The sequence below is a fragment of the Duganella sp. GW821-FHT01E12 genome (assembly GCF_059422325.1).
The window spans coordinates 95402-106513 of the sequence record NZ_JBWKWR010000012.1; the positions used below are offsets into that span (position 1 = coordinate 95402).

At 64.8% G+C, this 11112-nt stretch carries 12 protein-coding genes; 9 read left to right on the forward strand and 3 right to left on the reverse strand.

Annotation, left to right across the window (positions count from 1 at the left end):
• The first annotated feature begins 252 nt into the window (after positions 1 to 252).
• The 6 genes from AC07WS_RS25745 (at position 253) to AC07WS_RS25770 (ending at position 6619) form a co-directional block, all read left to right on the forward strand.
• Positions 253 to 1362 carry a LysM peptidoglycan-binding domain-containing protein gene (locus tag AC07WS_RS25745; RefSeq protein WP_494731802.1) on the forward strand — a complete coding sequence of 370 codons (1110 nt, stop codon included), beginning with the start codon at positions 253 to 255 and terminating at the stop codon, positions 1360 to 1362.
• Positions 1359 to 2504, forward strand: coding sequence for a DNA-processing protein DprA (gene dprA, locus AC07WS_RS25750; protein WP_494731803.1), 1146 nt, complete (start codon positions 1359 to 1361; stop codon positions 2502 to 2504). Before AC07WS_RS25745 ends, dprA begins: the two co-directional genes overlap by 4 nt.
• 67 nt (positions 2505 to 2571) lie before the next feature.
• Positions 2572 to 3036, forward strand: coding sequence for a Smg family protein (locus AC07WS_RS25755; protein ID WP_494731804.1), 465 nt, complete (start codon positions 2572 to 2574; stop codon positions 3034 to 3036).
• Between the two features lie 255 nt (positions 3037 to 3291).
• Complete coding sequence (locus tag AC07WS_RS25760) at positions 3292 to 5982, forward strand: DNA topoisomerase III (protein ID WP_494731805.1); 2691 nt, start codon at positions 3292 to 3294, stop codon at positions 5980 to 5982.
• 98 nt (positions 5983 to 6080) lie between these two features.
• Positions 6081 to 6311 carry an addiction module protein gene (locus AC07WS_RS25765; protein WP_494731806.1) on the forward strand — a complete coding sequence of 77 codons (231 nt, stop codon included), beginning with the start codon at positions 6081 to 6083 and terminating at the stop codon, positions 6309 to 6311.
• Positions 6308 to 6619, forward strand: a complete 312-nt coding sequence (locus AC07WS_RS25770) for a type II toxin-antitoxin system RelE/ParE family toxin (protein WP_494731807.1) — start codon at positions 6308 to 6310, stop codon at positions 6617 to 6619. The genes AC07WS_RS25765 and AC07WS_RS25770 overlap by 4 nt, the downstream gene beginning before the upstream one ends.
• On the opposite strand, the gene AC07WS_RS25775 is transcribed toward AC07WS_RS25770, so the two are convergent.
• The 3 genes from AC07WS_RS25775 to AC07WS_RS25785 are packed head-to-tail and all read right to left on the reverse strand — an operon-like array spanning position 6616 to position 8910.
• The gene (locus AC07WS_RS25775; protein ID WP_494731808.1) at positions 6616 to 7218 is read right to left on the reverse strand and encodes a hypothetical protein; all 603 of its coding nucleotides are present in this window, start codon (positions 7216 to 7218) and stop codon (positions 6616 to 6618) included. The genes AC07WS_RS25770 and AC07WS_RS25775 overlap by 4 nt on opposite strands.
• A 1-nt stretch (position 7219) precedes the next feature.
• The gene (locus tag AC07WS_RS25780; RefSeq protein WP_494731809.1) at positions 7220 to 7888 is read right to left on the reverse strand and encodes a hypothetical protein; all 669 of its coding nucleotides are present in this window, start codon (positions 7886 to 7888) and stop codon (positions 7220 to 7222) included.
• Positions 7885 to 8910, reverse strand: coding sequence for an NADP-dependent oxidoreductase (locus AC07WS_RS25785; RefSeq protein WP_494731810.1), 1026 nt, complete (start codon positions 8908 to 8910; stop codon positions 7885 to 7887). The genes AC07WS_RS25780 and AC07WS_RS25785 overlap by 4 nt, the downstream gene beginning before the upstream one ends.
• 71 nt (positions 8911 to 8981) lie before the next feature.
• On the opposite strand from AC07WS_RS25785, the gene AC07WS_RS25790 reads away from it, so the two are divergent.
• The 3 genes from AC07WS_RS25790 to AC07WS_RS25800 all read left to right on the forward strand — a co-directional run bounded on the left by AC07WS_RS25790 (position 8982) and on the right by AC07WS_RS25800 (position 11060).
• Complete coding sequence (locus tag AC07WS_RS25790) at positions 8982 to 9899, forward strand: LysR family transcriptional regulator (RefSeq protein ID WP_494731811.1); 918 nt, start codon at positions 8982 to 8984, stop codon at positions 9897 to 9899.
• Between the two features lie 105 nt (positions 9900 to 10004).
• The gene (locus tag AC07WS_RS25795; protein ID WP_494731812.1) at positions 10005 to 10487 is read left to right on the forward strand and encodes a hypothetical protein; all 483 of its coding nucleotides are present in this window, start codon (positions 10005 to 10007) and stop codon (positions 10485 to 10487) included.
• A 93-nt stretch (positions 10488 to 10580) separates the two neighbouring features.
• Positions 10581 to 11060, forward strand: a complete 480-nt coding sequence (locus tag AC07WS_RS25800; protein WP_494731813.1) for a hypothetical protein — start codon at positions 10581 to 10583, stop codon at positions 11058 to 11060.
• Positions 11061 to 11112 lie beyond the last annotated feature (52 nt).

Sequence of the window (11112 nt, forward strand, 5' to 3'; positions counted from 1 at the left end):
GTAACTGTGTTGATAACTATGTGAAAACTAAGTGTATGCCTTGATAACGCGCGCCGCGTCGAGGGCGTCGCCGCCTTCATTTCCCCGATCAAAAATGCAACAGCCGCGCCGGCTACCGTTGCGCGGTTTCTCTTGCTAGTTCAGGGTTTTATGGGCAGAATTTGATTCAATTTAGCAAGCCTTTTCCGTCGATAGGGCGCTTCTTGCTAGCGTGTGCCTGCGCAATTGTGTGCGCATTTACTGGATCTACTAATGAAAAATTTTAGCACAGTCGGCACCCGCTTAGTATTGGCGGCGCTTTTTTCAAGCTGGACGGCGGCTTCCGCCGACCCACTCAAATGTGAATTCCGCGCCGACGCGCCCGACCAGCATCTGGTGGTCAAGGGCGACACGCTGTGGGATATTTCCGGCCGCTTCCTGGAACGCCCGTGGTGCTGGCCCACGGTCTGGGGCATGAACCGCGAGGAAATCGCCAATCCGCACTGGATCTATCCGGGCCAGATCATCTGGTTCGACCGCGCCGCCGGCCGCCTGCGGCTGGGCAACAAGATCGACGCCAGCAACGACGGCGCCGGCAGCGCGTCCGACCTGCGCCTGAAGCCGCAGCTGCGCACCCAGGGCCTGGGCAAGGATGCCGTGACGTCCATCCCGGCCGGCGTGATCGAACCCTTTTTGACCCAGCCGCTGATCATCGAGAACGACGAGCTGGCCGGCGCGCCGCGCGTGGTGGCCACGCAGGACGGCCATGTGTTCCTCGGCAAGGACGACAAGGCCTATGTGCGCGGCGACCTCAAGGGCGGCAGTTCGTTCCAGGTGTTCCGTCCCGGCAGCCCGTTGAAGGATCCGGTCACCAAGGCCGTCATCGGCTACGAGGCGTTCTACCTCGGCACGCTGAAACTGCAGGCCGAAGCCCAGCCCGGCGCCGGCAGCGACGTCCACACCTTCGTGGTCGCCAGCGCCAAGGAGGAGATGGGCAAGGGCGACCAGCTGCGGGCGATACCGCCCATGCCGATGCAGAACTACGTGCCGCATCCGCCCGAGCGGACGGTGGGCGCGCGGGTGGTGGCCATTTACGGCGGCGTCACGCACGCCGGCCAGAACCAGGTGGTCAGCATTAATCGCGGAAAGCTTGATGGACTCGACATCGGCTCCGTGCTGCAGTTGTACCATGCGGGGAAGACTGTCAGCGACGCCACGGCCGCCAAGAGCTGGCTGGGCATGCGCGAACAGCAGGTCAAGCTGCCGGACGAGGAAGTGGGCAGCTTGTTTATCTTCCGCGTGTTTAAGCATATTTCCTACGGCTTGATCATGCAGGTGTCGGCGCCGGTGGAAGTGGGCGACGTCGCCAAGTCGCCGGAGTGAGCCGCGCCGTGCAAGCCACGGATACCCCCAACACCCCGTTCCAGCCAGTTGGCGCCGCCGCGCTGGCCGGCTGGTTGCGCTTGCAGATGACGGACGGCGTCGGCCTGGCCAGCGCGCACCGGCTGCTGGAGCGCTTCGGTACGCCCGAGGCGGTGTTCGGCGCCGGGCGCGCCGCCTTGCTGGACGAGGTCAAGCCCGCGCAGGCCGACGCGCTGCTGCGGGCGCCGTCCGCCGCGCTGGCGGCGCTGGTGGACGCCACGCTGGCCTGGCAGCAGCAGCCGGGCAACCTCCTGCTGAGCTACGGCCATCCCGGCTATCCCGAAGCGCTGCGCCACATCGCCGCCGCGCCACTATTGATATACATCAAGGGCCGGGCCGAGCTGCTGGAGCGGCCGGCGCTGGCCGTGGTGGGCGCGCGCAATGCCAGCGCCCAGGGCGTGCTGAACGCCGAACGCATGGCGCAGGCGCTGTCCGAGGCGGGGCTGACCATCGTCTCCGGGCTGGCGCTGGGTATCGACGCGGCCGCCCACACCGGCGGGCTGAACGGGGAAGGCAGCACGATCGCCGTCATCGGCACCGGGGCCGACCGCATCTATCCGGCCCGCAACAAGGCGCTGGCGCGGCGCATCGCCGAGGAGGGCTGCATCGTCAGCGAATACGCGCTGGGCACGCCGCCGCTGCGCGACAACTTCCCTCGCCGCAACCGCGTGATCAGCGGTCTGGCGCGTGGCGTGCTGGTGGTGGAGGCGGCCGCCAAGTCCGGCTCGCTGATCACGGCGCAGCTGGCGGGGGACCAGGGCAAGGAATTGTTCGCCATCCCCGGCTCCATCCACGCCACGCTGGCCAAGGGCTGCCACAAGCTGATCCGCGAGTGCGGCGCCAAGCTGGTCGAGTCCGCCGCCGACATCCTGACCGACCTGCGCCTGCTGGCGCCCGGCGCGCCCGGCAGCCGGCCGCCGCTGGACGACAGCTTCGTCGACCGCGTGCTGGCCGCGCTGGGCGAGCATCCGGCCGCGCCCGACCTGCTGGCGCTGCGCCTGAACCAGTCCGCCGCCGAGCTGCAGGGGCAGTTGCTGGCGCTGGAGCTGGCCGGCCTGGTCGAGCGTTTGCCGGGTGGCATGTTCCAGCGTTTGCGAACTTAAATGCCTGAAAAAAAGGCGATCTGTTCGGCACTTGTGCGCCATCTGTTTTAGCTGATAGAGTAGAGCCATGTTCGACATCCTTGTTTATCTCTACGAGACTTACTACCGTCCCGATGCCTGCCCTGAACCGGCGGCACTGGCCAAGAAACTGTCGGCTGTCGGTTTTGACGATGTCGAGATTTCCGAGGCGCTGGTCTGGCTGACCGACCTGACCGCCATGGCCGGCGTGGAACATACGCTGACCGCGGCCTCCACCGGCACCCGTTTCTACGTGGAGGAGGAGCAGGACGTGCTGGGGCCGGCCGCCATCGGCTTCATCCAGTTCCTGGAATCGGCCAAGGTGCTCACGCCGCTGCAGCGCGAAATCGTCGTCGAGCGCGCGCTGGCGCTGGAAGAGGCGCCGGTGTCGCAGGGCAAGCTCAAGGTCATCGTCCTGATGTTGCTCTGGAGCCAAGGCAAGGAGCCGGACGCGCTGATGTTCGACGATCTGTTCGGTTCCGACGAAGACCAGGCGCCCCGCCTGTTGCACTAATCTATGCGGCCGCAGGCCCGCGCTTCCTTTAAAGCAACGAATTAAGCAACAATCGGCTGCGCGAGAGGCCGGATTGCCGCAGTCCTGCGCTGTTTGCTTGCAGACTGGCCGACAACGCGCTTATCATTGGCGCTTTGACAAGACTGTCACGTGCCGGCCTTGCCTTCGGCGACGCAAAAGTGCAGACTGCGACGCGATCCATGTATGATGCGCATGCTGCACCCACCCCAAGTGTTAAAAAACGAGATACAAAATATGACCAAAACCCTCATCATCGCCGAGAAGCCTTCTGTCGCGAACGACATCGCGAAGACGCTTGGCGGCTTCACCAAGCACGATGAGTACTTTGAATCCGACGAGTACGTGCTGTCCTCCGCCGTCGGTCACTTGCTGGAGATCGCCGTGCCGGAAGAGCACGACGTCAAGCGCGGCAAGTGGAGCTTTGCCCACCTGCCGATGATTCCGCCGTATTTCGCGCTGAACCCGATCGCCAAGACCGAGGCGCGCCTCAAGGTGCTCAACAAGCTCATCAAGCGTAAAGACGTCACCACCCTGATCAACGCATGTGACGCGGGCCGCGAAGGCGAGCTGATTTTCCGTTTGATCGCGCAGAACGCCAAGGCCAAGCAGCCGGTCAAGCGGCTGTGGCTGCAATCGATGACGCCGGGCGCGATCCGCGAAGGCTTCACCCACCTGCGCAGCGACGAGGACATGATGCCGCTGGCCGACGCGGCCCGCTGCCGCTCCGAGGCGGACTGGCTGATCGGCATCAACGGCACCCGCGCGATGACCGCGTTCAACTCGAAAGAGGGCGGCTTCTACCTGACCACCGTGGGCCGGGTGCAGACGCCGACGCTGTCGATCGTGGTCGAGCGTGAAGAGAAGATCAAGAAATTCGTGGCGCGCGACTTCTGGGAAGTGCGCGCCGAGTTCGTCTGCGCGGCCGGCGTCTACGAAGGCCGCTGGCTGGACACCAAGTTCAAGAAGGACGAGACCGACCCCGAGAAGCGCGCCGAGCGCCTGTGGAGCAAGGCCGCGGCCGACTCCATCGCGCTGGCCGTGCGCGGCAAGCAGGGCAACGTCACCGAGGAAGCCAAGCCGACCACGTCGATGGCGCCCGCGCTGTTCGACCTGACCAGCCTGCAGCGCGAGGCCAACTCGCGCTTCGGCTTCTCGGCCAAGAACACGCTGGGCCTGGCGCAGGCGCTGTACGAGAAGCACAAGGTGCTGACCTACCCGCGTACCGATTCGCGCCACCTGCCGGAAGACTACATGCCGACTGTGATGCAGGCGCTGGAAGTGGTCAAGGAGAATCCGAACTACCACCAGTTCGCCAAGCAGATCCTGGACAAGAAGTGGGTCAAGCCGAACAAGCGCATCTTCGACAACACCAAGATCTCGGATCACTTCGCGATCATTCCGACCACCATCGCGCCGAAGAATTTGTCCGAGCCGGAACAGAAGCTGTACGACCTGGTCACGCGCCGCTTCATGGCCGTGTTCTTCCCGCCCGCCGAGTTCCAGGTCACCACCCGCTACACCGAAGTGGCCGGCCATCAGTTCAAGACTGAAGGCAAGGTCATGACCAATCCGGGCTGGCTGGCGATCTACGGCAAGGAAGCGTCGACCGACGACGACAAGGAAGGCAATGCCAACGGCAACCTGGTGCCGGTCGCCAAGGGCGAGAAGGTGCTGACCGACGGCGTCAACGCCAACGGCCTGGTCACCAAGCCGCCTGCACGCTACACGGAAGCGACGCTGCTGTCGGCCATGGAAGGCGCGGGCAAGCTGGTCGAGGACGACGAGCTGCGCGACGCGATGGCCGGCAAGGGCCTGGGCACGCCGGCGACGCGCGCCGCCACCATTGAGGGTCTGCTGACCGAGCGCTACCTGCTGCGCGAAGGCCGCGAGCTGATGCCGACCGCGAAAGCGTTCCAGCTGATGACGCTGCTGCGCGGCCTGGGCGTGAACGAACTGACCGCGCCGGAGCTGACCGGCGAGTGGGAATACAAGCTGTCGCAGATGGAGAAGGGCAAGATCTCGCGTGAAGAGTTCATGCGTGAGATCGCCCAGATGACGCAGGTCATCGTCAAGCGCGCCAAGGAATATGACAACGATACGATCCCGGGCGATTACCACACCCTGCACACGCCGTGTCCGAACTGCGGCAGTGTGGTCAAGGAAAACTATCGCCGCTTCGCCTGCACCAAGTGCGATTTCTCGATGAGCAAAACGCCGGGCAGCCGCCAGTTCGAGATCGAGGAAGTGGAGCAGTTGCTGAAGGACCGAACCATCGGCCCGCTGCAAGGCTTCCGCTCGAAGATGGGACGTCCGTTCGCGGCCATCCTGCGCATCGTGCGCGACGAGGAGATCAAGAACTTCAAGCTGGAGTTCGACTTCGGCCAGAACGACGATTCGGAAGATGCGGAGCCGGTCGACTTCACCGGCCAGACCGCCTTGGGCCCTTGCCCGAAGTGCGCTGGTGGCGTGTACGAGATGGGCCTGGCCTATGTTTGCGAAAACAGCGTCGCCAAGCCGAAGACGTGCGACTTCCGCAGCGGCCGCATCATCCTGCAACAGGAGATCCTGCCGGAGCAGATGGCCAAGCTGCTCAACGAAGGCAAGACCGATTTGCTGCCGGGCTTTGTTTCGCAGCGCACCCGTCGTCCGTTCAAGGCCTTCCTGACCAAGGGCAAGGACGGCAAGATCAGCTTCGAGTTCGAAGAGCGCAAGGCCAAAGCGCCCGCCAAGGGCAAAGCGGCCGCAGTAGCGGACGAGGGCGCGGACGGTGCGGCGGAAGGCGCGGCGCCAGCGAAGAAAGCGCCGGCCAAGAAGGCCGCCGCGGCGAAGGCTCCGGCCAAAGCCGCCGCGGTTAAAAAGCCGGCGGCCAAGAAGGCGCCAGCGAAGAAAGCAGCGCCTAAAAAAGCAGCCGCCACCGCCGAGTAATCTTCTGCGGCACAATAAAAACGGGACCTTGATGGTCCCGTTTTTGTTTCAAGATATACTGCAATGAGATACAGCACATTTCTACATCAGGAGTGATCATGACTGATCGTGTCGCCGAACTTGCCGCTTTGGGCTGTGCGCTCCCTGCTGATGAGCGGCTACGCCTGCTGTCCTTGCTTCTCCAGTCCTTACATGAGGATGCGCTGGGCGATGTCGATGCCGCTTGGATGGCGGAAATCGAACGTCGGGTCGCCACCCATGAGCGTGGAGAAGGTGAGTTATTCGAGGTGGAAGACGTGATGAATGAAGCCGCCCGCATAGCACCTTGAATCCGAAACGTCTACGCATACGTTCCGAAGCTCGTGCCGAATTGCTGCGCGAGACGGAGTATTACGAGAAGCGGCAACCAGGAGCCGGCCGGCGTTTTCGACTTGCCGTGCAAGCGGCTTTTAATCTCATCTTGACGTTCCCCTCAGGTGGTCCGTTGGGGACTGCTGGCACGCGAAAGACCAAAGTTAAGGGCTTTCCGTTTACGGTGGTGTACCGTGAGGAATCAACCGAGGTTATTGTCTTTGCGATTGCTCACGACAAGAAAAAACCGGGCTACTGGACAAAATCTGACCCCAAGGGGCGTTAAGCACGCCAGGTCACGCCCGGCTTCATGGGGACTTCGATCAGTTCGACTGCTTGCCATTGCAGCGCTTGCTCTTTGTCGAGCACGACGGGGGGCGGCAAGGTGGGCGCGCTGGAGGCGATGGCCATCCATTGCTGATGCTCACGGCGATAGACGGTGATCTCGCAGGCGCCGCTCGGGCTGCCGCAGGCCCAGGCCATCCAGCTGTCGCTGGTCAGCAGGTAGGCCAGCTGGTCGCTGTGCGGATCTTGCAGCCGTACGCCGTGCATGGCGCCGCTGGGCTCGCGGTACCAGTCTTCTTCGTAGCTGTTGTCGAGGCCGGTTTCGTGGACGTGGTCGGCGTCGTCGAAACGCATCCAGCCGGCGTCGAGCTCGCCGCTGATGCGGGGGGAGGCGATGGTGGGATGCCATGTGCAGCGTTCGCCTTCCACCACGGTCTCGCCGGCGAAGCCGGTGATGCCGAGGCGGTCGACCGGGATGCGCAGGTCGATGTGATAGCGCTCGGCCTGGAACCACCACACCTGCGTGGTCAGGTCGCTGCTGCCGTCGCTGCGCCAGATGCCTCGTCGGCGCCACAAGCCTACGTATTCTGCTGGAACCATGTCACTTCAAATCGTCGGTGTAAAAATAGACCGTACCACGAATCGCGCTGGCAGGCACATGCAGCGCTTCGGCCAGCGCGCGCGCGGCCGGTTGCCGCAAGGCCTGCTTGTTCAGCGTGACTGCCGCAGTCGGTGCGCCGCTCGCCGCCGCGTAGGAAACGATGTGGTCGAAATCCGGCCGGCTGTCGATCCGCTTGACCAGGTAGCGCTGACTGCCGCTGCCGATCTGCACGTAGCTGGCGTCGGTGCTGGTCTTCTGCGCTGGCGACAGCTGGCGGTACATCAGCACCTGGTCGACCACGATGGTGGAGGCGGCGAATTGCGTCTTGCCGCCTTGCTCGAAATGGCCCAGCACCAGGTCGGCCTTGAACTGCCTGAGCGGCGCGGCGCTCGCCGGCGACAGGCGCGACAGCTCGAACTTCTCCGGCGCGATGGTCCACAGCGCGGTGTTGCCGTCGAGCCGGCGACGTAGCGCCGCGTCGGTGGCGGCGTCGGCCACGTGCACTTGCAGGATCACCTGGTAGTCGTGCGGCGCGTGGAACATCGGCAGGTGCGACGCGTACAGGCCTTCCTTGCCGCCGAACAGCGCCATGCCGTGCTCGCCGTAACTGGCGTCCGCCGCGCCGGCGCCGCCGGCGACCATGGCCAGCGCGAGCAGCGCGCGCCTCATGCCTTTACCAGCAGCTTGCCGCGATGCTCGCCGGTGAACAGCGAGTTCAGCGCGGAAGGCAATTGCTCGAAGCCGTCGATCACCGTTTCCTCGAACACGATCTCGCCCGCCTTCACCCACGGCGCGACGATGCGTATCATCTCGTCCATGCGGTGCAGGTAGTCGCGCGCCAGCATGCCCTGGATGGTGGCGCGCTGGTACAGCATGTGATGCAGCAGGCGTGGGCCCAGTTCCGGCGTCTCCAGGCCGCCGCTGTACTGGCTGATCTGGCCGCAGATGACGATGCGCGCGCGGCGGTTGATGAGTGGGATGATCGCGTCGGTCACCATGCCGCCGACGTTGTCGAAATACACGTCGACGCCGCCGGTCAGCTGCTTGATTTCCGCGCCCAGCGCATCGGCGTCCGCGTAGGCCTTGTAGTCGATGGCCCAGTCGGCGCCCAGTTCGTTGCGCAGCCAGTCGCATTTGGCCGCGCCGCCGGCGATGCCGAGCACGCGCGCGCCGTGGCGCTTGGCGAACTGCACCACCAGCGATCCCACCGCGCCCGCCGCGCCGGACACCACCACTACCTCGCCCGCGTGCGGCTTGCCCGATTCGGTCAGGCCGAACCAGGCGGTGCGGCCCGGCATGCCGAGCACGCCGAGCGCGGTGGTCACCGGCGCCAGCTCGGGATCGATGCGCTTGAGGCCGCTGGCGTGCACGCGCGCGTGCGTCTGCCAGCCGGTGTAGCTCTGCACCCAGTCGCCGGCGGCGAAGCCGGGCGCGTTCGACGCCAGCACCTGCGCCACCACGCCGCCTTGCTGCACGGTGTTGAGCGGGTGCGGCTCGGTGTCGTAGGTCGGCTTGCTTGACTGGCCGATGCGCATGTACGGATCGACACTGAACCAGCGCGCTTCGATCAGCACCTCGCCGTCGCCCAGCGCGGTCGACAGCTGTTGTTCCACGAGCTCGTAATGCTCGGCCGTGATCTGGCCGGCGGGCTGGCGGCGGTAGATCCATTGTTTTTGGGTGAGGGTAGTCATGCAGCAGATGGTAAGATGCTCTTCGTATCCAGTAAAGCAACTTAAATTCACCTTTCGTATCCTGTTTGGACATGATGAATCTTTCTGACCTGCGGGTTTTCGTCAGTGCCGCCCGCCGTCCGTCGCTGGGCGCGGCCGCGCTGGAGCTGCATCTGACGCCGTCGGCCGTGTCCAAGGCGCTCAAGCGTCTTGAGGACAGCCTGGGCAAGCCGCTGTTCGACCGCAGCGCCAAGCAGCTGGTGCTGAACGACAGCGGCCAGATGCTGCTGACCCGCGCCCAGACCCTGCTGGCGCTGGCCGACCAGGCCAGGGCCGATCTGATGGGCGAACGCGCCGCTGTCGATTGCCGCGTCGCCGGCCCGGCCATCCTGCTGTGGCGCCATGGCCGGATGCTGTCGCAGGCATTGCGCGCCTACCCGGAGGCCAGCCTGCGCATGCAGGCGATGTTCGAGGACGAGGCGCTGGCGGCGCTGCTGCGCGGCGATATCAACGCCGCCATCGTCACCGGCGACGTTATCGAAGGACGCGGCGAACACTGGTCGGACGAATGGCAGGTCACGCCGCTGGGCAGCGTGACCCTGCACCTGGTGGCGGGGCGGCATCATCCGCTGGTGGCGTCGCTGCCGCCGGCGCCGCTGCTGGAGGCGGACACGGCGCAGGTGCTGGCATACGACTTCGCCTGCCCGTCGCGCTCGCTGTTCTGCGGCGTGCAGCGCGGCGCCCGTTCCGACGGCTGGCGCGACGACCAGCTGCCGCGCAGGATCCGCTACTGGACCGACGATCTGCAACTGTTGCTGGCGCTGGTCAAATCCGGCGAGGCGCTGGCCTACCTGCCGGACTTCGCGCTGGCCGATCCCGAGCTGCGCCGCATCCACGTGACCGACTGCGCCTTCGAATGCGTGGAGCAGGTGGCGCTGGTGTGGAACCGCGCCAAGGCCAGCGCCTGGCAGCGCGAACTGGCGTCCTCGCTGGCGGGATACAACTCGTAACTTTTCTTACGGAATTGCGGTCGTCTGCCGCCGGGGCGCTCGCGTTAATTGCTCAAGACGCTGATGAACAGCGATCTGCCCACCACTAGAAAAGGAAACACAATCATGAAAACCAAATCCCTGATGATCGCCGGCGTGCTTTCCATGATCAGCGCCGCAGCCTTCGCGCAGACCAATCCAGTGGCACAAGTCCATCGCGACAACGCCCAGATACGCCAGGACGTCAAAGAAATCCACCAGGACAGCCGCGAAATCAAGCGCGACAACGCGGTGATCGCGGCCAAGCAGAGCCAGGTGGCGGCAGGCCAGCAGCAGCTGAAGGCCGAACGCGGCGAACGCAACGCGCTGGCCCGCGCCGAGCACGCCGATGTGAAGCAGGGCGACATCGCCGGTGCCCAGCAGCTGGATCAGGCGCGCCGCGCCGAGCAGCAGAACATCAAGGTGGAAAAGCAGGCCATCAAGCATGACGAGAAAGTGATCGCCCGTCGCAGCGCCGACAAGCACCAGGAGCAACTGGCGCGCCGCGACGAGAAACTGGAGCGCCATGCCGACAAGGTCAAGCGCGACCATGATGCCGCCAAGATCTGATCGTTGATAATCCAGTAAAAAGCCGGGCGCCTCCAAGCCGCCCGGCTTTTTACGCTTGCGCCTGCCTTGTCCGGCAACTATAGTGAATAGATCATGACCATCGCTCTCAACACCGTCAGCGCAAGTCCGGCCTACCAGCCGTATGTGCCCGTCGTCTCCGGCACGGCGGTGGGGAGCTTGTCGTCGGCCGCCGTCAGCCTGTCGGCGGAGTCGGCGGTGGTGGCCTCGCTGGGCGGGTCGACCGGGGCCACGGTGTACACGCCGTCGGGCTTGCTGGAATCGCTGCAGCAGGCCGGCACCGTGGCCGAGCCCGTCACCGTGCCCGCCAACGGCAGCAATGTTGACACTTCCTCCACGGTGCAGAACGCGCTGGACCAGGGCATCCTGTCCTCGCTGGCCGCGGCGCCGTCGGCCTCGGGCATCTACACCGGCAATGGCACGGTCGGCGGCCTGTCGGAACAGGCCTCGTCCAACTGGGCCGATCTGCTCAAGACCAATCCCCGCCTGGCCAGCACCGTCATCGCCGACTCCTACAACGCCGGTCTGGTCAGCACCCTGCAAGTCACCGCCTAATAAAATTGGGGTCAAGTCTGACATTCGGACACGAGCTCTGCCGTAGACGCGC